The organism is Vibrio mangrovi (genome assembly GCF_024346955.1).
GTDB lineage: Bacteria > Pseudomonadota > Gammaproteobacteria > Enterobacterales > Vibrionaceae > Vibrio > Vibrio mangrovi.
In genome coordinates this window covers 1,156,422-1,178,515 of the sequence record NZ_AP024884.1, presented here as the reverse complement: position 1 = coordinate 1,178,515, position 22,094 = coordinate 1,156,422, and the positions used below count along the sequence as shown (strand labels likewise).

General features: G+C 44.7%; 20 protein-coding genes. 9 read left to right on the top strand and 11 right to left on the bottom strand.

Features of this window, described 5'->3' with window-relative positions:
• Position 1 precedes the first annotated feature (1 nt).
• Entirely contained in the window at positions 2-727 is a 726-nt protein-coding gene (locus OCU74_RS21325; protein WP_087482955.1) for a response regulator, read from the bottom strand.
• A gap of 180 nt (positions 728-907) precedes the next feature.
• On the opposite strand from OCU74_RS21325, the gene OCU74_RS21320 reads away from it, so the two are divergent.
• The 3 genes from OCU74_RS21320 (at position 908) to OCU74_RS21310 (ending at position 1,805) form a co-directional block, all read left to right on the top strand.
• The gene (locus OCU74_RS21320) at positions 908-1,240 is read left to right on the top strand and encodes a DUF4175 domain-containing protein (RefSeq protein ID WP_143693325.1); all 333 of its coding nucleotides are present in this window, start codon (positions 908-910) and stop codon (positions 1,238-1,240) included.
• Between the two features lie 14 nt (positions 1,241-1,254).
• Positions 1,255-1,464 carry an SHOCT domain-containing protein gene (locus OCU74_RS21315; protein WP_200807799.1) on the top strand — a complete coding sequence of 70 codons (210 nt, stop codon included), beginning with the start codon at positions 1,255-1,257 and terminating at the stop codon, positions 1,462-1,464.
• A gap of 122 nt (positions 1,465-1,586) precedes the next feature.
• Complete coding sequence (locus OCU74_RS21310; protein WP_087482953.1) at positions 1,587-1,805, top strand: DUF3820 family protein; 219 nt, start codon at positions 1,587-1,589, stop codon at positions 1,803-1,805.
• A 204-nt stretch (positions 1,806-2,009) separates the two neighbouring features.
• Here the strand turns inward: OCU74_RS21310 and OCU74_RS21305 are convergent, their stop codons facing one another.
• Both OCU74_RS21305 and OCU74_RS21300 read right to left on the bottom strand, forming a co-directional pair.
• Positions 2,010-2,966, bottom strand: coding sequence for a transposase (locus OCU74_RS21305; protein WP_261856175.1), 957 nt, complete (start codon positions 2,964-2,966; stop codon positions 2,010-2,012).
• 441 nt (positions 2,967-3,407) lie between these two features.
• Positions 3,408-3,881, bottom strand: coding sequence for a L,D-transpeptidase family protein (locus tag OCU74_RS21300; protein WP_087482675.1), 474 nt, complete (start codon positions 3,879-3,881; stop codon positions 3,408-3,410).
• Between the two features lie 356 nt (positions 3,882-4,237).
• On the opposite strand from OCU74_RS21300, the gene OCU74_RS21295 reads away from it, so the two are divergent.
• Entirely contained in the window at positions 4,238-5,956 is a 1,719-nt protein-coding gene (locus OCU74_RS21295) for a hypothetical protein (RefSeq protein ID WP_087482664.1), read from the top strand.
• A gap of 145 nt (positions 5,957-6,101) precedes the next feature.
• Here the strand turns inward: OCU74_RS21295 and OCU74_RS21290 are convergent, their stop codons facing one another.
• Genes OCU74_RS21290 through OCU74_RS21265 form a run of 6 tightly spaced genes read right to left on the bottom strand, consistent with a single transcriptional unit; the run spans position 6,102 to position 12,962 of the window.
• Positions 6,102-7,751: a BatD family protein gene (locus OCU74_RS21290; RefSeq protein WP_234993635.1), complete on the bottom strand. Its 1,650-nt coding sequence runs from the start codon at positions 7,749-7,751 to the stop codon at positions 6,102-6,104.
• A complete protein-coding gene (locus OCU74_RS21285) occupies positions 7,745-9,592 on the bottom strand; it encodes a VWA domain-containing protein (protein ID WP_087482663.1) in 1,848 nt (615 codons plus the stop codon). The genes OCU74_RS21290 and OCU74_RS21285 overlap by 7 nt, the downstream gene beginning before the upstream one ends.
• The gene (locus OCU74_RS21280) at positions 9,585-10,553 is read right to left on the bottom strand and encodes a vWA domain-containing protein (protein WP_087482662.1); all 969 of its coding nucleotides are present in this window, start codon (positions 10,551-10,553) and stop codon (positions 9,585-9,587) included. Before OCU74_RS21280 ends, OCU74_RS21285 begins: the two co-directional genes overlap by 8 nt.
• Before the next feature lie 3 nt (positions 10,554-10,556).
• Positions 10,557-11,033, bottom strand: coding sequence for a DUF4381 domain-containing protein (locus tag OCU74_RS21275; RefSeq protein WP_087482661.1), 477 nt, complete (start codon positions 11,031-11,033; stop codon positions 10,557-10,559).
• A complete protein-coding gene (locus OCU74_RS21270) occupies positions 11,034-11,963 on the bottom strand; it encodes a DUF58 domain-containing protein (RefSeq protein ID WP_087482660.1) in 930 nt (309 codons plus the stop codon).
• A gap of 39 nt (positions 11,964-12,002) precedes the next feature.
• Positions 12,003-12,962 carry an AAA family ATPase gene (locus tag OCU74_RS21265; protein ID WP_087482659.1) on the bottom strand — a complete coding sequence of 320 codons (960 nt, stop codon included), beginning with the start codon at positions 12,960-12,962 and terminating at the stop codon, positions 12,003-12,005.
• Positions 12,963-13,399: 437 nt separating this feature from the next.
• Between OCU74_RS21265 and OCU74_RS21260 the strand changes: the two genes are divergently transcribed.
• The 3 genes from OCU74_RS21260 to OCU74_RS21250 all read left to right on the top strand — a co-directional run bounded on the left by OCU74_RS21260 (position 13,400) and on the right by OCU74_RS21250 (position 16,933).
• The gene (locus tag OCU74_RS21260; RefSeq protein WP_087482658.1) at positions 13,400-15,316 is read left to right on the top strand and encodes a methyl-accepting chemotaxis protein; all 1,917 of its coding nucleotides are present in this window, start codon (positions 13,400-13,402) and stop codon (positions 15,314-15,316) included.
• Between the two features lie 117 nt (positions 15,317-15,433).
• Positions 15,434-15,634 (top strand): chromosome partitioning protein ParA, encoded by a 201-nt coding sequence (locus OCU74_RS21255; RefSeq protein ID WP_087482657.1) that lies wholly within the window; start codon positions 15,434-15,436, stop codon positions 15,632-15,634.
• A 96-nt stretch (positions 15,635-15,730) separates the two neighbouring features.
• A complete protein-coding gene (locus tag OCU74_RS21250; protein WP_087482656.1) occupies positions 15,731-16,933 on the top strand; it encodes an amino acid aminotransferase in 1,203 nt (400 codons plus the stop codon).
• Positions 16,934-16,938: 5 nt separating this feature from the next.
• Here OCU74_RS21250 and OCU74_RS21245 read toward each other — a convergent pair whose 3' ends face one another.
• The gene (locus OCU74_RS21245) at positions 16,939-17,601 is read right to left on the bottom strand and encodes a DsbA family oxidoreductase (RefSeq protein WP_087482655.1); all 663 of its coding nucleotides are present in this window, start codon (positions 17,599-17,601) and stop codon (positions 16,939-16,941) included.
• Positions 17,602-17,811: 210 nt separating this feature from the next.
• Between OCU74_RS21245 and OCU74_RS21240 the strand changes: the two genes are divergently transcribed.
• Positions 17,812-19,185 (top strand): alpha-amylase family protein, encoded by a 1,374-nt coding sequence (locus OCU74_RS21240; protein ID WP_087482654.1) that lies wholly within the window; start codon positions 17,812-17,814, stop codon positions 19,183-19,185.
• Here the strand turns inward: OCU74_RS21240 and OCU74_RS21235 are convergent.
• Complete coding sequence (locus OCU74_RS21235; protein WP_087482653.1) at positions 19,158-19,937, bottom strand: DeoR/GlpR family DNA-binding transcription regulator; 780 nt, start codon at positions 19,935-19,937, stop codon at positions 19,158-19,160. The genes OCU74_RS21240 and OCU74_RS21235 overlap by 28 nt on opposite strands.
• Before the next feature lie 479 nt (positions 19,938-20,416).
• Here OCU74_RS21235 and aldA point away from each other — a divergent pair, with 479 nt between their 5' ends.
• Positions 20,417-21,853, top strand: a complete 1,437-nt coding sequence (gene aldA / locus OCU74_RS21230) for an aldehyde dehydrogenase (protein WP_087482652.1) — start codon at positions 20,417-20,419, stop codon at positions 21,851-21,853.
• Positions 21,854-22,094: the final 241 nt, after the last annotated feature.

Genomic DNA, 22,094 nt, shown 5'->3' with positions numbered 1-22,094 from the left:
CTCATAGCGATTTTACTTCGCAGCTGAACTGATATCCACCACCCCAAATCGTTTTAATCAATTTGGGCATTTTGGGATCAGCTTCGATTTTTTTCCGTAGGCGGCTAATCAGTGTGTCAACTGCCCGGTCATAAACATCAGCTCCCCGTCCCTGCACCAGTTTGAGCAAATCTTCCCGGCTGAGTACAACATTCGGGTGTGAAAGAAATGCAACCAGCAGCTCAAATTCTGTTGAAGTCAGAGTGATAAGTGCCCCATCAGGATTAGTTAATTCTCGGGTTGTTGAGTTTAGTATCCATCCGGAAAACTGGTACTGAACGGGACTTGTGGTGATCTGCTGTGTTACATTCGGAATGGCAAAATGTCTTCTGAGTACTGACTTGATCCGGGCAAGTAATTCCCGGGGATTAAAGGGTTTTGCTACATAGTCATCAGCGCCCACTTCCAGACCGACGATTTTATCGATCTCTTCTCCTAATGCTGTCAGCATAATGATTGGTATGTCAGATTCAGCCCGGATTTCTTTACATAAAGTGATGCCATCTTTTCCCGGTAGCATCAGATCTAAAATAATTAAGTCGAAATGGCTATGATTCATTAGCTTTGCCATTTCAGTACCGTCAGCCGCAACACTGACTTGCAGGCCGTGTTGTAGTAAGAATCGTTTTAACAAATCCCTGATTTCACTATGATCGTCAACGACGAGTATATGATAACTCCGTTCCATCTGCTTCTCTGAATCAACATGCCCTGTTTGTCAATATATATGGTTTCTTGGTGAATGTGTGACAAAGTTTGTCAAAGCGGGTGATTGCCATCAATTGTCAGAAACAAAAGGATTTACGACACACATTTCAGGGACATTTTTGTTGTAATAAAAGTGAACACAGAGATGGAGGAAATCAAAATGAAAACTCACAATAAAATCGTATTTGGTATTGTCGCTCTTGTATTATCAGCCGGCGCAATGGCGCACTATGCTGGTCATGGTTATATGGCTGCTGCTAACGGTAACGGTGGACGCGGTCAGCAGACCATGATGAATGTTGATCATCCGATGCATCAGGCGATGAATGGCACTCTGCAGGAGAGACAGCAACGGATGCAGCAGTTACACAGTGATCCACAAGCCATGCAACAATGGATGACTCAAATGCACCGCAATGCCGGAAATTACGGTAATGGTATCGGATGCCACGGTAACTGGAATGTTCCAGATAATGATGAAGCAGAAAAATGATATGGGAGGTGTGAATGATGCACGGATTCCATGATTTTCATTTTGGTCTGTTTGGTGGAGGATATATGTTTCTTTTCTGGATACTGTTGATTGGCGTAGTGGTCTGGTGGGTTGTTTCTATAAAGAGAGATCCACAAATGTCAGCATTAGATCTGGCAAAGAAACGGTACGCCAACGGAGAAATTACAAAAGATGAGCTGGACGAGATCAAGAGTCATCTTTGACTTCAAAACTTTGTCTGGTGCTGACTTGTTCTACAACAGGTAGAGCGAGCCGCATCAGACTGGTAGTTTCATCTGAATTGATTAGAATGAACCGGAGGATAATTTCGAAGAGAAATCAGGACATGTTACAAAAAGAGAGTTTACTTAAACTGGCAACAATGAAAATGCCTTTTGGTCGTTATGCTGGACGGGTATTAATTGATTTGCCAGAAGAATATTTGCTGTGGTTTCAGAATAAAGGTGAATTTCCTCATGGTGAGCTTGGTGAATTGATGCAATTGTGCCTGACTTTGAAAGTTGAAGGACTGGATAGTCTGGTGAAACCGTTGAAAGCTGATTAATTTATTACAGGGACACATGCGGTAACTTAACTATTAAAAGGACATACGCCTTATCTCATAAACATATTTAGTTAGGGTACAGGTGAAAGCAAAGCCGAACATTCAGAAGTAGAAGGGGCTTCTTTAAGATTCTAATGAAGTGTTTTTCAGATATGGTTTGATTATCGCCAAGAGTGATTATTGTTTACACATTTTTATATGTACTCAAACAGATAAGCAGTGTAGTCGTTGCCTGTTCAAACTGTGTTTGACAACCTGAAGTCGTTTGGGGTGACCAATCCACAAACACCGCTTTCGTTCAAATTGGGTACATAGATTGAAACTCTTGGTTTGCCCCAAAGACAGCCGCACGAGAATTGCGGGCTGATTTCTATCAATGTATCCCGGTTTCCCTTCTCGGATCTGCCGCCCCACCCAATCGACCCACTCAATATAGTCAATCAAACGAAATGGAAGACCATCAGTCTTTTTCTGATAGGATTCACCAACAAATGGAAATAATCCCGATGATATAGGTGGATTATCCACCAGTGAGTCAAGCCGTCTCTTGAGGGAGGTATACTCTGACGTTTCCGGAGTTTCAGCAATACCTGCCCGAACCGGATTCAGGTCGGTATAGGCCATGGCCGCCAGCAGCGCTTTTTCATCCAGTAATGCCTGAGACTTGAAACGGCTTTCCCAGAAATGCCCACGACATTGGTCTTCCTGATTGGCTTGTCTGGCAATACTGAAATTGAGCTCTTTCATAAACCAGCTCAGGGAATAGAGTCGCTCCCGCCAGAGATGGATGATTCTTCGACAGGTCTGAGCTTCCGATGGAGAGACCTGATTTTTCAGATACCGTTGTATCAGAGAAGGGAGCTGATGTTCTTTCTTCCAGAGTTCAATCACTTCACTGTCTGGGAGTTGTGAGGCTTTTGCCTGATTGATATGAACCACCAGATGATAATGGTTACTCATCACGGCATAGGCACAGATGTCGATGCAATAAACCTGAGCCAGGGACAGAATACGTTGTTCAACCCAGTCACGCCGGTGCGCGTAAGATTTTCCGGTCAGAGGGTCTTCACCACACAGGAATGCCCGGCGGACACAGCGTGATACACAGTGATAGTAGGTGGTGAGATGAAGAGCAACCAACTGAGCTCTGGCGATAGTCATGAGGGAAACACTGTCTGTGAATGGTACTGGCAGTATGTCGAAGTGGAGAGTTGAGGGAAAGGGGTATATGAACACAATACGAGTCATATTGTTTTTTTCGATGTAACTTTGATGTTGATAAAGGATGACATACTGACTTTGTCTTAAGGTGTATGTCCTCGTAAGTACTTCGTAAGTAAAGGAACCTTCTGATGTATCGTTGTGGTCAATGCCGTCACTTTGAAAGAGCTGAAAATCATCTTAAAGATTTATGCGGAGCCTGGGAACAACCGACAGTTGCAACCAGGGAAGCCTGTGGTTTTTTCATACCTAAAAAGCCTCTTCGTTCTGATAAAAGTAAAGTGGAAAATTTAAAGTTAATACCTTAGTTTGAAGCGACTGTCCTTATAAGCAGTCCTTATAAGCAGGGGTGTGTGTCCCTATAAGGATAAGAAAAAGATTTCACCACTCAATGTGAATTGGTGTTCCGATAGGAACTAGCCGAATCAATTCATCCATTTCCTCATTGGTCAGAGCGATGCAGCCATTGGTCCAGTCGAAGCTCTGAATAAATTCAGGAGGACGGTTATAGCCGTTTTTCAGACCGTGAATCTGTATATCTCCACCAGGGTTTAATGTGTGCTGCTTGGCATAGTCAATGTCTTTGGTTGCCGGATAGCTGATATGAAAAGCTTTATAGAAATTTGAGTTAAGATTGACCGCATCCAGTACATACTCCCCTTCTGGTGTTCGCTGGTCGCCTTCTTGGTGTTTGGCTCCTTTAGGAAATTTTCCCAGAGCAATCCGGTATGTTTTTATCGTCTGTCCCTGTTCGATCAGATACAAACGACGTTTTGATTTATCGACTTTTACCAAATCGATTTGAGCTGCAATGGAAAAACTCAGGCAAGCCATGAAAATAAAAAAGGTTGTCATACATTTTGTCATTTTGATTACCTGAAGAACTCCAGAAATAACGGGACGATAGTTTTTGAAAGCCTGAAAACAATGTAACACATCCTCAGCCGACCTCAATAGTTACTCCTTTTTCTCTGAATTGATTTCTAGCTTCGTCAATAAATTATGCTTATTTAATTAATTGATTTTTATTCAAAATAATCAAATAACTAATTTGGCAGTTCGCAAACTGATTTGTCAGAGAATGAATGTGAGGATACATTAGTAAATATGATAGTTTTATAATTCATTTTATTAGTTAATATAAATTCTAGCATATAGAAGTTATTTATATTGAATGGATAATGAACTGACAATAATTAAGGTAGGATGGAATGAAAGATGAAAATTTGATAGATAAATCTGTAACAGAAATGGATCATAATATGGATAAAATAATAAATAACACTGAATCTCTAGTGGTACACTATAGAGCTACGGTATCTGACTGTATATCAGATTCATCCATCGATGTCGGTTCGATTGTAAAAACAGAATCATATTACGCCGGATGGGAGACCATATCTTCAGGAATTCCTGCTGGTGGTAATACTTATATAAAAATAAGTGGTCAATCACGACCAGAGGATCATGGGGCTATAATTAATACATCAGATGGAAATCAGTTGTATGGATTGTTCCCAGAAGGAATATATATTGAACAGTTTGGTGCTATTTCTAATAACTATACTGTTGATAATACACCTTGTATTAAAAAATGTGCTGATTTTGCTGGAAATCAACGAGTGATCAAAGCTAAAAGAGGAGTGTTCCAAATTGAATCGCCACTAAATCTGTATGTTGGTGGATTTGAGTTTGAATTTATTGATGATGGTAGTGGTGATTCACATCTTTATTGCCCGACTAAAGGAATTGACTGTCTCACCATTACAGGAGCTCCAAGTAAATTGAAACTTGCTTTACATGGCGAAGGTCAGCCAGCGAATGGAGTTGTATTACAAAGTATCAGTCATGGAAAAGATATTGATATTCGGGTGAATAACTTTGCTGGAGCTGGGTGTAAAATTAATAGAATGTGGGATTCTTTAGTTAACACTATTTCCGTTGAGCAGTGTGGATCGTCTGACGAATATGCATTCTCTATAAATAACGATGGAGATACCAGTAATACATCAACCTTCAACAGAATTCAGGTAGAGAATAGCATTAACCCTATTTTTATTGATCCGGAAACACTGAGCTGTACCTTTAACACAATACATTCAGAAGGGGGCATTGCAGATACAAAAGTATACACCTGGGTTCTCGGTGGATCTGGATGTGTGTACAATGCAATCCGGTTGAGCACATCAGGCGTCGCCAGTGTTACGATTTCTGGATCTAATTCCTGTTATAACGCGTACAGGGCTGAGGGGACGGTTGTAACTACATGGTTAGAAGGTGTAAATGGAGCGCAGATTACATTGAATAATCCTCATATTGAGGGGAGTCTGACAACCGTCACCAACCAAATCGGTCATTATAATATTATCGGTGGTGTAATTAATGGTATGGATATCTCATCGATCAATGGAACTGTAGAAGGAGCTAATATCACATTACTTACGGTTCATTCTGTTTCAACTGATGAAAAGAGTCTTACATTCTATGACTGCGATATAAGCAGTGTTATTCCTGGTAATGATTATGCGTCAGCGACATTTGATGGGTGCACTATTGGCTCTTATGTCCCTTTATTTTATGGTAAATTTATCAATTCTATAGTCACACTAGGTGGTGATACTAATATAAGATCTAAAACTCTGGAGCTACATACCGGGTCAAAATATGAAGGTTCAGTGCAGACTGATAATTCAAATCTGATTATGACTGGAGGCTCGTATATTGGGGGAAATCTGACGGAAGTTACCGAGGGGAATAGTCGAATTAGAATTGATTTATCAAGTTATGCTAAAGGAGGAACAATTGGTTCAATGAAACCTAAATCGATTAATTCTTATAACGGAGAATTTAGCAAAAATATGGCTTTCGGAATCGGAGGATCGATAGGGTGGTTATATTCTAATACTTCTGGAATGTGGGAAGAAATATAATTTGAATTATATAAAGATTAGTGTTTTGTCTCCGATTTTCTAAATCACATTCTAGAATTTAATATAGTGTGTTTTCATTGGATTCAGCAATAAAACACTTTTCGGGATTTATACCGATGAAGCCGGTCATTGAAGACCGGCTAACTTAAAGTTCCTGTAGTGTTTCTTTACTCTTTTTACCTCTTTTCTTCTGCTGCTTATTTGCTTCTGCTAACAAACGAAGAAGAGATTTTGGATCGTAAGTTGCCTGCCGGGAAGAGTAGATAGCAGCCTGAAGTTTTTTCACTTCACATTCGATTGCTGATCTTTCCTCTGGTGACAGACTCATCTGTACCAGTTGTTCTTGTACCAGATGTTGAATCCGAATCCCGTCTTGCTGCTGTAGTGCTTCTTTCAGAGACAGGTTTTCAGAATTTTTGGGAGAATCCGGTGTTTCAGTTGGCTCTGCGTGGGTGTTATGACGGCGGCTATACAGCCATAACCCTGCTGTCATCAGCCATAAGAGGGCAAATACAGCTGTCAGATAAGGCCAGACACCGGGATCGCTTACCCGAACAACCTGAGAGGTTGATGGTATCGTAGATGACTGTGGCACTGTGACCACTGTATCAATAGGTGTTCCCTTTGCTACACTGAGTACAAGCCCGGTCAGCAATGTCCTGCGTTGCCGGTGTTTCTGGGTATCCCACCAGTTGAGAGAAACACCGGGTAAGTTTATTTGTCCGGATTGATTCGGGATCAGTACCTGTTTAAGGGTCATCACCACATCACCATTATCCAGTGTTTTAAACTGTGGTTTTTCCTGATAGACCCGCAGACTCTCCGGATAAGTAATCTTCAGATCAGGGATTTTCTCCTGACTTATGCCCCGGATTTGCAGATCGATGGTTCGGGTGATGGAATCACCAACTTTCAGTGTTGCAGTGTCTTCAGAGATAGCCTTACCCTGACTATCGGTCCAGTTTTGTTTGAGAGACAGTTTTGAGGTTGGTAGCCAGACTCCCTGATAATTTGTAGGTTTTGCCATCACCTGAATCGGGAACTCTTTTGACTTGGTGTTGATAGAAAGTACTTTAGTTTCACCGTTCATACCACTGTATAGCAGTGTGCTGCTAAAATGGGGATCAGTGACGGAAAATCGCCCGGGATTCAGTGCTGTAATGCGGAATGTCTGCTGAACGACAGTGACAGATAATCCATTGACAATTTCCCGGTGTTGTTCAGAATCACTGGCCGCCTCCAACGTCATACCATCTACTGAGGGAGGTGTAATTTTTGTGTCCTGAAGACGACGGGGATTGATTTTTACCATCATCTTTACGTGAAACAGGGTACTTTCGTCCGGATACAGAGTGTCTTTGTCGAGAGTCGACTGAATTTCTATCAGATCATCCGTATTAGGTAACATTGAATCCCGTACCACCTGAATGGCGATGGGTTGGGTTTTCTCTCCGTTAATGTCAAAGCTAGGAATCGTGACTACACCCGTCCGGGTTGCTGCAATGGATACATCCCACTCACTGCGAACACTGCGTTGACCGTTAATTATATTGGTGGATGTGCCGAAACTTGGACGGTTGACGAAGAAATCCGGTTTAAGCTGTTCAAAATTCACATCATCTCCGGAAGCTCTTTGATCGGTGATGATCTGTAATTGGAACAACTCATTCCGGGTGACCTTATTCTTGCTGACTGTCGCATAAGTAGCTGCCTGAGCGTTCAGGCTGACCATCAGACTGATGAACAGGATCCAGAGTGTACTTTTGCGTATAGAATGCTGGTGTCTGTTTACCATGATTTGCCATTGTCCTCTGGTGGTTCTTTCTGCTCAGCCTGAAGCATCAGCTCTGCCCGAAGCAGGCGGCTGGGATCTCTGGTATTTTCAACCTGTTGCAGCTTGCGTAGCTCAGGATCTGTTTGCCGGTTCTGCTCCTGAGGCTGAGTCATTTTGTCTTTGCTCTGGTTTTGATCTGTATTTCTGGTGTGAGCTGTATTCGCAGCCTTTTTCGTTGCATCCTGCTTCTGAGCCGTTTTTGTCTGAGAGTTTTGCTGTTGATTCTGTTTTTTGGTTTGTCCTGACTGTTGACTCTGCTGTGACTGTTTCTGCTCGGATGGATTTTGAGACGACTGTCCTTGTCGCGCTTGTTGCGTTTTTTCTTCCTGCGACTGTCCCTGTTGGGGCTGCTTCTGTTGTGATGCAGACTGTGAAGACTGGTTCTGTGCGGAAGAACGATTATTCTTTTGTTGCTGTTGCTGTTGCTGTTGCTGTTGCTGTTGCTGTTGCTGTTGCTGTTGCTGTTGCTGGGCTTTTTTCACCACATCAAGATTATGGCGTGCATCCTGATCATCCGGGGTTGCCTGAAGCACCTGCTTATAAAGGTCAATTGCTTTTTGGAGATCGCCATGCTTTGCGTACGCATTGGCCAGATTGTATTGCTGGCTCGGTGTTGGGGATTTGATTGATGACAATGCCTTAATCGCTTGCTGATAATCCCCTGAGCGATAGTAGGCGGCTGCTTTCCAGTCCGGGTCAGAAAATTGCCGGGCGGCTTTCTGGTAATCCTGTGCATCGAAAAGATGTTTTGCTTCCTGATCCGTATTAAGCCAGGGCGAGGCCTGCACACGGGGTGTCGTACCAATAGATACGCACAATCCAATCCAGCAGAAGAGTAATCCTCTACGAAATAGCAGGAGTGCCGGAATTAAGAGGAGTGGTACCAGCCAGTAACCCTGATTGATACGATCCGCTATCTGTTGCTTACCTGACATACGGCTCTTTGCGGTATTCACCTGAGTTGCATTGACCAATGTGTCGATATCCTGATTATTCAGCTGTACGGAAATAAATGTACCGTGCAGCGATTGAGCCAGTGATTTCATCTCATTGAAATTTGCTTTGGCGATGACGGTTTGTCCCTGAGTTGTTTTGAGAAGCGCACCATTATCGGTAGGAATTGGTGCACCGGTTCGGGAGCCCATGCCTAAAATAGCCAGTTGCCAGCGACTACCGGAGAGTAGATCGGTGATACCCTGGCGTTCTTGTGCATCCAGTTCGTCGGTGATCAGAATGATCGCACCCTGATGAAGCCCGGCATCTTTCATCATCTGAATCGCTTGTTTTACACCACGGGCAGCATCAGCACCCTGATATGGCATGATATCTGGTGTCAGGTTGGGGAGCAGGTTACGGATTGTTGCAGTGTCAGTTGTCATCGGACTGACGGTATAGGCATCTCCGGCATAGGCGACCAGCCCGGTGACGCCTTCTTTCCAGTGTTTCAGTAAATCAACGGCTTTATAGCGGGCCTGTATCAGTCGGCTGGGATGATTGTCTGTCGCATACATAGAACGGGACATATCCATGACCAACACTCTGGCTCCGGTATTGTTATATGTCGGGCGAAGCTGGCGTTCGAAGCTGGGGCCGGAAAGTGCCACGATTGCTATCGTCCAGCTCAGAGCAAGCAGGAGCAACTTATTGCTGGATGTTGTTTCGTTATACATCCCGAGAGCCTGAGCAATATGTGGGGCAATCAGCGATTGTTGTTTTCTACGCATCGTCAGCCATGCAAGCAGTAGCGCTACAGGAAACAGCCCGGTCAGCCAGACCGGATTGAGAAATACAAAGTCAGACATGATTTCTCCTTACGATCACCAGAACAAACGAGAGTAGTAGTGCAAGCGCGAGCGGATAGATGAACCATTCACTCTGAGGGCGCCAGGTCTGGCTGGCTTGCTGAACGGGTTCCAACTGGTTAATCGTTGCATAGATATTATCCAGATCCTGACGATTCCGTGCCCGGAAATACTTTCCTCCGGTAATTTTGGCAATTTGTTTCAGTGTATCTTCATCTAAATCCCGGGCGGTATTTACCTTACGGCTGAATACAAAGTCTTTGACGACCATTTCACCGGCGCCAATCCCGACGGTATAGATAATAGCATGATATTTTTTTGCAATATGTGCAGCCTGAATTGGATCCAGCACTCCGGCCGTGTTGGTTCCGTCACTGAGCAGAATCATCACCCGCTGAGGTGCATGTCCATCAATAAATGTTTTTGTGGCAAGTCCGATGCCTTCTCCGATGGCAGTTTCTGTCCCGATTAGTTTCAATACGGTTTGATTCAATTTCCGGCGTACGGTTTCCCGATCAAAAGTCAGTGGTGTTTGCAGATAAGCATGATCAGCAAAAAGTACCAGCCCCAGACGGTCGCCTTGTCTCTGCTCGATAAACCGGCCAAGTACACGTTTGACTGCTGTCAGACGGTCAACGAAATCATCTCCGTCTTGCATGTCTTTCTGGCTCATTGAATAAGATAAGTCGACAACCAGCATCAAATCCCGGTGTTTGGGCTGAACCGTAACTGGATCACCAAACCAGGCCGGACGGGCACAAGCAACGACCAGTGCCACCCAAATTGCTCCGGTCAGCAGTTGGGCAAACCAGTGACTGGGTTTTGTCAGACCGCCTTCTTCCGGGAGATAGGCCAGTTGAATTGCTGCGGGTTGTTTGTGCGGTGGAAGCAGTTTAATAACCAACAATGGTAGTGGTAGCAGGAACAACATCCACCACCAGATGAACTCAATATGTGCCAAAGATTATCTCCTTTTTCTTCTCTTTGGCGGTAAGGCTTCCTGTACCCAGATGAGGCAGTCGTTAATCAGATGTTGTTGCGGTTCTTCTGATTTCGATTTTTGATACAGTGCTTTTTGCCACAGGGACTCATTGGGAATAAACAGCGGTTTCCCCAACTGGTCATCTAAGAATGCATACCAGTCATGTCCGGTTAAATGTGCAATGTCCTGACGGGGGAAATAGCTCAGCGAAGCCTGTCTGACCAACTCGATTGCATCGGATGGTGTGACGTGACCATGTGTAGGTTGCAATAATCGTAATGCGACTTTTTTGGGTGCAATACGTTTACGCTGCCAGAGGATCATCCAGGTTATCAGTAACACTGTGATGATGATGCACCCGGCGAGGCTCAGCCAGCCCCATGCAAGGGGCCACCACGATGGTGAATCCGGCAGATGAAGAGGTTGAAGGTCAAGTAACTCTGAGATCGATCGTGCCATTTAGTAACTTCCGGATAGTTGTTTCAGCAAAGGTGTATCACTCGAAAGCCGGGTGTAGGGGATTCCCAGACTCCGACTGAGTAATTCTAGCCTATCTTTCTGAGATTCAAAGGCTTTTTTAATTCCTGTCCGTGTACTTTGTGCTGAAAAGTTGAGCCATCGGCTCTGCTGTTGATCGGCGACGAATTCGATCCCCCGAAAGGCGGTTTCTCCCTGTTCGAGTGGGTCATAGATATGGATTAGCCGTACCTGATTATGTCTGCGTAACTGACTGAACTGTGGTTTCAGATCATCGTGATAGCGTGTGTAATCACTTACCAGTATCACCTCACTGCCTTTCGGGGACAGACGGTTTAAGGCGGTTAAACTTTCTGACATAGGTAAGACAGCTGATGTGTGTGTCTGATTTATCTGTAGTTGTCTGGTCTGACAATCAATCAGTTTCTGGAGCAGAGCCAGCACACCGGGTTGGTGACTTTTAGGTTTAATATCGATCAGGCTGTCTCCCAAATCGATCAGTGCTCCGCAGCGATCTTTCTGAGCCAGTGACAGCCATGCCAGCAATGCAGCCATATGAGCAGCCTGGACTGACTTCAGCAATAAGCGGGAACCCATATGCATTGTGGCACTCAGATCAATATAGAGAATCACCGGTTTCTCCCGTTCTTCACTAAAGAGCTTTGTGTGTGGTTTACCGGTCCGGGCGGTTACCCGCCAGTCGATTGCCCGAATATCATCTCCGGGCTGATAGCGGCGAACCTCTGAAAAGTTCATGCCCCGGCCCAGCTGGCGGCTCAGGTGTTGTCCGGACATGGTTGACCACAGACTTTTGGCTGGTGGCAGCCAGGAAGCACAGTGCTGTTTATAAGCGAGCAGTTCTTCCAGACATAGAGTGACACCATTACTGTAAGCAGGGAGTTCCATTGCCATACCTCGTTACATCTTCTCAATCATGACATTCTGGTGCCATCAGGCACTACCGACCAAAGAAAGAACGTGGTTGATGATCTGATTCGGATGAATGCCTTCGGCCTGAGCCTGATAGGTCAGAAGCAGGCGATGGCGTAGCACCGGAAAGGCCATGCTCTGGACATCTTCCGGGCTGACGAAATCCCGCCCGGCAAGCCAGGCGCTGGCCCGGGCACAACGATCCAGAGCAATTGTTGCTCTGGGACTAACTCCCATTTCAAGCCATTGTCTGAGTTTATCGTCATATTTTTCCGGCTGGCGCGTTGCCATGACCAGACGAACAATATATTGCTCGATAGCTTCTGCCATATGAATATTCAGAACTTCCTGACGGGCGCTGAAAATATCGTCCTGAGACAGTTTTTCCGGTTGCTGTGGTTTAACGCCCTGAGCTTCTCCCCGGTTGAGACGCAGAATTGACAATTCACTATCTGCATCCGGATAGTCGACATTGAGATGCAGTAAAAAACGGTCCAGCTGTGCTTCAGGGAGTGGATAAGTCCCTTCCTGCTCTATCGGGTTTTGTGTGGCCATCACCAGAAATAGTTTGGGGAGTGCGTATGTTTTCCTGCCTGCCGTGACTTGTCTTTCGGCCATCGCTTCAAGCATCGCTGCCTGCACTTTTGCCGGAGCCCGGTTAATCTCGTCGGCAAGTAGCAGTGAATGAAATACCGGACCGGGCTGAAATTGAAACTCGCCGGTTTCCGGGCGAAATATATCGGTTCCGGTTAAGTCTGCGGGAAGTAGATCCGGGGTAAACTGTACCCGGTGAAAAGAACCTTCGATGCAGTCGGCCAGTGATTTGATTGCCCGGGTTTTTGCCAGTCCCGGTGGACCTTCAACCAGAATATGTCCATCGGCCAGCAAAGCGACCAACACCTGTCTGACCAGAGATTCCTGACCAATAACCTGACTGTTTAAATAGTGTTGTAATTGTTGAAAAGCTGCTGCTGATTGCATGACCAGTATTGCTCCGATTTTTATTTATCTACAGAAAATTTGTTGTTATGGGTTCAACAACCTCTGGATTAGTTTGATAAAACACAGAAAAGTTCACTTTTACACGTCGATGGCTTTAGACTTCATCTTCCAGAGAGTGTTCTCAAAGCAAGGTTTAAAGTATTGCGTATACCGTTCACTATTCCTCAAACGATGACGTATACTATACGTCTGATGAATGCCAGTGTGATAAACGCATAGCAAATTTTCAGCCAGAATCTATGCTTTTTGGGCTTGTATTGCACCGCATGCCGGCAATAATTTCAACCTCAAAGTATGTATGATTGATTTATCAGCTGCCCGTTCCAGAACCGTGCAGTGGTATTGTGTTGTTTCTCTGTTATCCGGATATACCGATCGATGACGGGCAGTGACAAAAATAATAAAGGCAAGTAGATATGTTTTTTTTCAATTCAGTGAGTATTAAAAAGAAAGTTGTATGGAGTATGGCATTTGCTGTACTGGCGTCGACTGTCATTGTGGGATTTATTGCCCAGTATCAGTCCAGAAATGTTCTGGAACACCGGCTTGTTAATATCGAGCTACCATCGTTTTTAAATGAAATTCGTCATCAGATCGATCGGGAAGTTGCCGAATTATTGCTGGCAGCGGAACAGATTGCCAATAATGAGTTTGTTAAAGCAACGGTCGATACGACAAACATTGATAAGCAGTCAGAAAAAGTTCTGATTCAGCAATTGAACAATCTCAAACAACAATACCACCTGAATGATGCTTCAGTTGCAAACCGGAAGACGGCGTATTACTGGAATCAGAATGGATTTTTGCGTCAGTTAAATCATCAGCAGGATCAATGGTTTTTCCAGTTTATTGCATCCGGAAAACCGACGATGGTGAGTATTTTTCAGGAACCAAACGGTGAAGTGAAGATGTTTGCCAACTATCAGTCGGTTGATGGTTTTACATTATCCGGTATGTCAAAGTCTATGGATGATATGGTTCGCCTGCTCAATGGTTTCCGAATCGAAAAATCCGGCTTTGTTTTCCTGACGGATGCTAAAGGTGAAGTCAAAATTCATCCGGGTAAAGGACAGTCGGGTAAGAAACTGGTCGATCTTTATGGGCCAGGAGCATCCGCGCTGCTGAGTGATGGTGGATTTCATCTGATTGAAGCCCAATACAAAGGCGAAAAAGTTTTTGTTGCCAGTGAGTACATTAAAACAATGAACTGGTACGTGATTGCTTCCGTACCGGTTAATGAAGTTTATGCCGACATGGATAAAGCTGCCCGGAATATGATGATTGGGACGGTGATTATTGCGGCACTTTTTATTTTCATGAGTGCTTTGCTGGCAAACAGTATTACTAAACCGATTCGTCAGATTGCGGAACGTTTTACCGATTTGGGTAAAGGCGAGGGTGATCTGTCTCAGCGTATTGAGATTGTCGGTAATGATGAGATAACCCGCTTATCGGTTGGTTTTAATGATTTTATTGCGAAGATTCATCAGTCGATGCAGGAAGTGGCATCGACGAGCCGGACATTGTCATATGAATCTCAGTTGGTTGCTGAGAAGGCTCATCTGACACATGATAATAGCCAGAATCAGCGTGATCAGACGATTCAGGTCGTGACGGCAATGAATGAAATGGGAGCAACGATTAGTGAAATTGCATCGAATGCAGCTGTTGCCGCCGAAACCGCGAATGAAGCGTCAGTGAGCAGTGACTCCGGCCAGACTGTCGTGAATCAGGCGAAAGAAGTCATCCACCGATTGGCGGAAGATATGCTGACAACGACTCAGGTGGTTGAAAAGCTTGCTGCGACGACCAATGAGATTGGTTCAATTCTGGCGGTTATTCGTGAAATTTCCGATCAAACGAATCTGCTGGCTCTGAATGCTGCAATTGAAGCGGCCCGGGCCGGAGAACAGGGAAGAGGTTTTGCTGTTGTTGCTGATGAAGTCCGGAATCTGGCTGGACGGACGGCGGCATCGACAGAAGAGATTCAGGCAATGATGGATCAGCTACAGAGTGAATCGCAGAATGCGGTGCGCGCGATGAACACCGGACAAGAGAGAACTCAGGAAGGTGTGGCGGCGGCTGAAAATACAGTGGAACAGTTGCGTCAGATCTCAGAACGTATCTACGAAATCTCGGATCGGAATACTCAGGTTGCAACTGCGACGGAAGAGCAGTCAGCAGCAGTACAGAACATCAATGAGAACATTGAAGAGATTAATGCAATCAACGAACTGACGACTACAACAGCAGAAGAGCTGGCAGATGCCAGTCGTGAACTGAAAACACTTTCTGAACGCCTGGATCATCTGGTTGGGGGTTTCAAACTTTAAGTGCAGATGAGTGGAATACTTACGGTCAGAGTGTCGGAAGTGAGAGAATAACACGGCTCTGGAGCATTTTTCGGGAGCAGTGTAAACTCTGGCACAGAAAATTAGCGGAGGTGGTGTATGAACGATTTTGAACAGGAACTGGCTGGATTAGCAGCGCAGGAATTCGGGGAGGAAGAAACCAAACTTCCCTCTCTGGATGAGCAGAAAGCTGTTGTGGCAAAGCTGAAAGAACTGGAAGCTCAGGGGAAACTAACGCCGGAAGTTCTTGAAGCACATTTTGGTCAGTTTGCTGCGGATGCTGAAGGGCCGGTTCACTAAGCCGATCCACTCAACAGCAGAGCATCCGGCAGTACGCTGGGTGTAACAGTTATCACAGATAAAAAGTCAGCCTTATTGAAAATAAAGGAGAATAACGTGTTTCATCATATTACCCCCTATGCGGGAGATCCGATTCTGTCTCTGATGGAAGAGTTCATGACGGACAATCGCCCTGAAAAAGTGAATTTAAGTATCGGTCTTTATTATGATGAAGCGGGGAAAATTCCGACATTACCGAGTGTCCGGCAGGCAGAACAGGAGTGGTTTGCTGCGGAGAAAGAACCTTGCATTTATTTACCGATGGAAGGAATTGAAGCTTACCGCCTGGCTGTCCAGAAACTGGTTTTCGGTGCGGCACATCCGGTACTGAGTGAGCAGCGGGTAGCAACGATTCAGACCTTGGGTGGTTCTGGTGCGCTGATGATTGGAGCTGATTTTCTGCACCGTTATTTCCCTGATTCAAAAGTATGGGTCAGTAGTCCAACCTGGGAAAATCACAATGCGATCTTTGAAGGCGCAGGATTTGCCGTCGGGAGCTACCCATATTTTAATCCAAAAACCCGGATGCTGGATTTCAGTGGCATGATTCAGGCACTGTCACAACTGCCGGAAAAAGATATTGTGTTGCTGCATCCCTGTTGCCATAACCCGACCGGTGTTGATTTGACGCCTGAGCAATGGGATCAGGTGATTGAGATCCTTGAAGCCCGGCAGTTGATTCCTTTTTTTGATATGGCATATCAGGGATTTGGTGAAGATACAGTTCAGGATGCTTATGCAATTACGACTCTGGCAGAACGGACATCCGTTTCGTTTTTAGTCAGTAACTCTTTCTCAAAGATTTTTTCGCTCTACGGAGAACGGGTTGGTGGGTTGTCTGTTGTTTGTGATGATGCACAGGAAGCCGGTAATGTTCTTGGACAGTTGAAGGCGACAGTCCGGCGTAACTATTCAAGTCCGGCCAAACATGGTGCGGTACTGGTTTCCCGTGTCCTCAATGATCAGGTGCTGAATGCGCAGTGGTTGACTGAAGTTGCTACGATGCGTGAGCGGATTGCTGCTATGCGGCAAAAACTTCATCAACGTTTGCAGCAGTTATGCCCGGAACAGGATTTTGATTTTCTGGTTCAGCAAAAAGGCATGTTCAGCTATACCGGTTTTTCGGTCGACAGAGTAGAAACCCTGCGTAAGCAGTATGGTATCTATCTGATTGAAAGTGGGCGGATGTGTCTGGCTGGCTTGAACGAACATAACCTTGAGCAGGTCGCTCAGGCGTTTGCTTCTGTTGTCCAGGCCTGAATGAACTAATGTAGTGGCGGGAGGGATTCAATCAGCCCGTCGAGTGTATCGTGGAGCTCAGCCATTGGCTGGGCACCGCACAGCAGAATATTTTGTTCGATAATCATGGCCGGTACGGCCTGTATTCCGGCATCCAGCCACTGTTGCTCTGTCTGGGCAACAGCAGAAGACCATCCCGGATCAGCGAGTACCCGTCTGCAATCTCTGCGATCCAGTCCCTGAGCTTCAGCAATATCCAGTAGTACGTCAGTGTCGTCCATAACTTTTCCTTCCTGAAAGTAGGCAAGAAAAAGTGCTTTCTGAAATGAAGTCTGTTGTTGGCTGCGGGCCGCCCACATCATCAACTGGTGTGCTTTACGCGTATTGTAGATACGCATTTCCGGCGTAAACTGAAAATTGATTCCCAGTTCATTGCCAAGCTCGGTTAACTTCTGCTGGCTTTGTTTTCGCTGTTTCACGGTCATTTTGTACTTTTTCTGTAGGTGCTGATTCAGCATTTCACCACCCGCCGGTAGCGTTGGATTCAGTTCAAAAGGATGCCAGTGAATCTCGGCCTGAAGATGTTGCTCCACTTCGAGCTGTCTGAGAACTTGCTCCAGACGCGCATAGCCGATCAAACACCAGGGACAGACCATATCCGATAAAATGTCGATACGCAGCTTCTTCATTGAGCCTCCTGAAATCTTACCGATGACCTCCAGTATACCGATGGTTATGCATTCAAAGCGAGTTATCTACTTAACAAGAAGATATGAAAATGTTGCAAAATGGTAATTTTTTTGTGATGTGTGTATGATTCAATAAGCGATGATGATGCTTTCGCTGTCTCAGGAGCTTCCCGGTGGAGCGGTATCAGGACAGACAAAGGATGTGAAATAATGATGGATACTCAGTCAACGGATGTAATTTTACATGCTTTCGACTGGCCGTATCGGTTGATTGCTGAGCGGGCAGTCCGGATTGCCCGGTGTGGTTATCGGGCTGTGTTGGTTTCTCCGCCGATGAAATCAGCCATGTCAGAGCAGGGAACATTATGGTGGCAGCGCTACCAGCCTCAGGATTACCGGGTTATTGAAAACCAGTTAGGTGATACGCATGAATTCAGACGGATGGTGGCAACATTGGCTGAACAGGATATCTGGGTTTATATCGATGTAGTATTCAACCATATGGCCAATGAGTCCAAACAGCGTCTGGACTTACAATATCCGAGTCATGAAGTGTTAGCACAGTACCAACAGGATGAACATTATTATCAGGAAATGCGGCTTTTTGGCGATTTGAGTCAGCCGCTTTTCCATGAAGAAGATTTTGTTGATGCGTTCGGCATCCGGGACTGGAATGATCCCTGGGAGGTTCAGAATGGCCGGATTACCGGAGGACCGCACGATCAGGGGTTACCGACGCTGGTTGCTAATCCTCATGTGGTGCAACAGCAGCAACAATATGTTCAGGTCATGAAGTCGCTGGGTGTCAAAGGATTCCGGATCGATGCAGCCAAACATATGACCCTTGAACATCTGAAGCAGGTCTGGACTGAAGAGTTGACTCATGATGTACATATTTTTGGTGAGATTATTACTGATGGTGGAGCAAGCCACGAAGAATATCAGATCTTTTTGCAGCCTTATCTTCAGGAGACTCATTTGGCTGCGTATGATTTTCCGTTGTTTCAGACTATCTATAATGCAATGAGCCCACAGGGCGATCTGACTTCTCTGGTTAATCCATACTGGTTCGGGCAGGCTCTTTCTCCGGAAAGGGCGATTACTTTCTCTATCACCCATGATATACCCAATAATGATATATTCCGGGGACAGGTGATGGAAGAGTGGGCCGAAGCTCTGGCCTACTCGTATATTCTGGGACGGGATGGCGGTGTTCCACTCGTCTATTCTGATCTGGATTCAAGTGGTATGACTAATCAGATGGGGTTTCCCCGCTGGGAAAATGCATGGCAGGCTGAAGCAATGTCAGCCCGGATAGACTTCCACAACCGGTTGCATGGATTGCCAATGCAGATGCTGGTCAGTGAAAAAGATTGTCTGGTGTTTTCCCGTGGTGACCGAGGCCTGGTTGTGCTTAATAAGTCCGGATCACCGAAGGTGCTATCACTTCACTGGCCTTGCCCGATGCAGGATATGTTATCGGGACGATTCTTCCTCTGTCAGTCGGATATGTTGACAATTGAGGTTCCCGGGCATGATAGCTATATGCTGTTACCTTATTCCACACCTTCAGAAACCGGTTGAGGAAGAGTGTTGCCGGAAAAGCCGACGCCAGATGATTGCAGATGTTCTTTCTCTTGCTGATTGAGTTCTGCATTGGTGATCAGACAAGCCAGCGTATTGATGTCGCATATTTTTAATAAACTGCGTTTATGCAGCTTGCTTTTATCCGCAATAAGAATGGTTTTCTTTGAAGAACGTATCAGGCTTTGTTTGATATCGTAATTGTATTCATTGGAGTCCCAGATTCCAGTGTCAAAGTCTACACCGACACATGAGATAAAACACACGTCCAGTGCAATCTTTTCCAGTGTATTTCTGGCAATGATGCCATAAAAAGATTTATATTTTTCAGAGTAACTACCACCGACTCCGACAATATTAATATTGTTTTTATGACTGAGTGCTGATATTACATATGTACAGTTGGTTACGATGGTACACTGAATGTTTGGAATTGCCTGAGCTAATAACCAGCTGGAAGAGCTAGCATCTAAGCCAATAATCATTCCTGCTTCAATATATTCTAATGCATATTCAACCAACATTTGTTTTTCGTGAATATTATTTTTAGCACGATAGTCAAAAGACTTACCTATATCACGACATGTCTTGCTGGTTGCTCCACCATGAATACGAACAATTAACCCCTGTTTATCCAAAAATTTTAAATCTCTGCGAATTGTTTCAACCGAAACTGAAAATTCCTGAGCTAATTGAATAACTGATACCTGACTATTGTTGTTTACTATATCAACGATCTGTTTTCTTCGCATAAATTAGCTCCTTAACCGGAAAGTAACATAATTTATTTCATCCGAAATAGAATCGACATTGTTCACAAAATTGTTACATTTGACCGGTAATGCCTGCTCTGATGCCCGATTTTGGTTAAATAATAGTTAATCGGGCATTTTGTGGACTGTCTGCACATGATCTCTGACTGAAAATATTGCCCGGAATTTCTGATATGGGTTAATTCCGGGCAAAATGGGGATAAATTATTTTAGGGAATGGTCATTAGTTGAAGTTCTAATATTTCAATTGGTTATCAATATATTTTAAAGATATTTGATAAATGTTTTTTATTTTCATTTGAAAATAAAATCAGTAATGATGTAAAAATGTTGCGAACTGGTTTTGTTTTTGTTAGTTGTATTTTGTTATCTCAGTAGAAATATTTTTGGAATGCTAACTGATATCAGATTAAATAATAAATTTTATAATAATACGCTTAATAACATCGAGGTCGAAAATGGAAGTCAGCATAGTTAATTATGATAATTATATTAATGGTCAATTTACGCCATGTGTCGAAAGGATCAGTGTTTATAATCCAGCGACGGAAGAACTTATATCGACGATTCCTTCATCAGGTGAGGCTGATATTCAGTCTGCACTGGATGCCGCAACTCAGGCCAAGCAGGTCTGGGCAACAAAACCTGCTATCGAACGGGCTAAATATCTGAGAGCGATTGCCGGAAAAATTCGTGAGAATGTGGAGCATCTGGCAAAAACGATTAGCCGCGAGCAGGGGAAAACGCTGGCTCTTGCTGAAGTCGAAGTCAACTTTACTGCGGATTATATCGACTATATGGCTGAATGGGCACGACGGATCGAAGGTGAGATCATTACCAGTGACAGACAGGATGAGAACATCTTTCTTTTTCGTAAACCGATTGGTGTTGTGGCCGGAATTCTGCCCTGGAACTTTCCGTTTTTCCTCATTGCGCGGAAGATGGCACCAGCGCTGGTGACAGGCAATACTATTGTGATCAAACCGAGTGAGGAAACGCCGAATAACTGTTTTGAGTTTGCCAGACTGGTCGCTGAGACTGATTTGCCTCCCGGAGTATTTAATGTTGTTTCTGGAAATGGAAGTGTGGGCGCAGCACTGAGTAAAAGTGAGAAAGTCGATATGATCAGCTTTACCGGGAGTGTTAAAACCGGTGAAAACATTATGGCTGCTGCTGCACCACACATCACAAAACTGAATCTGGAGCTGGGCGGTAAAGCACCGGCGATTGTACTTAATGATGCAGATCTGGATCTGGCGGTTAAAGCGATTCGTGACTCCAGAGTGATTAATTCAGGGCAGGTGTGTAACTGTGCAGAGCGTGTCTATGTTCAGCGTGAGATTGCGGATGAGTTTATTGCCCGGATTACGCAGGCTATGAAAGATACCAGAATCGGTAATCCGCTTGTTGACTCTGACATTGAAATGGGGCCACTGATTAACCGTCAGGGGCTGGAGAAAGTACGGGACAGCGTTCACAAAGCGTTGGATCAGGGAGCAAAACTTGAGTGTGGCGGTACGGTCGCCGATATGCCCGTCGGACATTACTATTTGCCAACGGTGCTGAGTAACTGTGATATGTCGATGGACATTATGCGGCAGGAAACATTTGGGCCGGTTTTACCGATCCAGATCGTTGATTCGCTTGATGAAGCCATTGGTTATGCCAATGACTGCGAATACGGATTGACTTCATCGATTTATACCAAAGATCTGTCGAAAGCGATCCGGGCGGTTAAGATGCTTGAATTTGGTGAGACTTATATTAACCGGGAAAACTTTGAAGCAATGCAGGGTTTCCATGCCGGGGTGCGTAAATCAGGTATTGGTGGCGCTGATGGTAAACATGGGCTTTATGAATATCTGAGTACTCAGGTTGTTTACATGCAATATTAGAAATATCTGATAACTGGAAAAGGGAGCAGACTATGGTGATTTGTTCCCTTTTGATTCATGACCCGAATCCGGGAGAAGTCGTGAATGAACAATAAACAAGTAAAGAAAAATACCTCTCGGGCGATAAAACCACGAGAGGCATAAATGGCGCGTTTATGTGTTAAGCGAAGGGAACTTTGAGTTACTTTAACCATAGTTGAGGATTTATAATCCGGCAAATTTATTTGTCAGGTATTTGTCG

Coding starts and splice junctions, on each gene's coding strand:
- OCU74_RS21295 (WP_087482664.1), top strand. CDS start 4,238: ATGAAAGATGAAAATTTGATAGATAAATCTGTAACAGAAATGGATCAT.
- OCU74_RS21240 (WP_087482654.1), top strand. CDS start 17,812: ATGATGGATACTCAGTCAACGGATGTAATTTTACATGCTTTCGACTGG.
- OCU74_RS21285 (WP_087482663.1), bottom strand. CDS start 9,592: ATGTCTGACTTTGTATTTCTCAATCCGGTCTGGCTGACCGGGCTGTTT.
- OCU74_RS21265 (WP_087482659.1), bottom strand. CDS start 12,962: ATGCAATCAGCAGCAGCTTTTCAACAATTACAACACTATTTAAACAGT.
- OCU74_RS21260 (WP_087482658.1), top strand. CDS start 13,400: ATGTTTTTTTTCAATTCAGTGAGTATTAAAAAGAAAGTTGTATGGAGT.
- OCU74_RS21315 (WP_200807799.1), top strand. CDS start 1,255: ATGATGCACGGATTCCATGATTTTCATTTTGGTCTGTTTGGTGGAGGA.
- OCU74_RS21270 (WP_087482660.1), bottom strand. CDS start 11,963: ATGGCAATGGAACTCCCTGCTTACAGTAATGGTGTCACTCTATGTCTG.
- OCU74_RS21290 (WP_234993635.1), bottom strand. CDS start 7,751: ATGGTAAACAGACACCAGCATTCTATACGCAAAAGTACACTCTGGATC.
- OCU74_RS21325 (WP_087482955.1), bottom strand. CDS start 727: ATGGAACGGAGTTATCATATACTCGTCGTTGACGATCATAGTGAAATC.
- aldA (WP_087482652.1), top strand. CDS start 20,417: ATGGAAGTCAGCATAGTTAATTATGATAATTATATTAATGGTCAATTT.
- OCU74_RS21235 (WP_087482653.1), bottom strand. CDS start 19,937: ATGCGAAGAAAACAGATCGTTGATATAGTAAACAACAATAGTCAGGTA.
- OCU74_RS21275 (WP_087482661.1), bottom strand. CDS start 11,033: ATGGCACGATCGATCTCAGAGTTACTTGACCTTCAACCTCTTCATCTG.
- OCU74_RS21320 (WP_143693325.1), top strand. CDS start 908: ATGAAAACTCACAATAAAATCGTATTTGGTATTGTCGCTCTTGTATTA.
- OCU74_RS21245 (WP_087482655.1), bottom strand. CDS start 17,601: ATGAAGAAGCTGCGTATCGACATTTTATCGGATATGGTCTGTCCCTGG.
- OCU74_RS21255 (WP_087482657.1), top strand. CDS start 15,434: ATGAACGATTTTGAACAGGAACTGGCTGGATTAGCAGCGCAGGAATTC.
- OCU74_RS21310 (WP_087482953.1), top strand. CDS start 1,587: ATGTTACAAAAAGAGAGTTTACTTAAACTGGCAACAATGAAAATGCCT.
- OCU74_RS21300 (WP_087482675.1), bottom strand. CDS start 3,881: ATGACAACCTTTTTTATTTTCATGGCTTGCCTGAGTTTTTCCATTGCA.
- OCU74_RS21305 (WP_261856175.1), bottom strand. CDS start 2,966: ATGACTATCGCCAGAGCTCAGTTGGTTGCTCTTCATCTCACCACCTAC.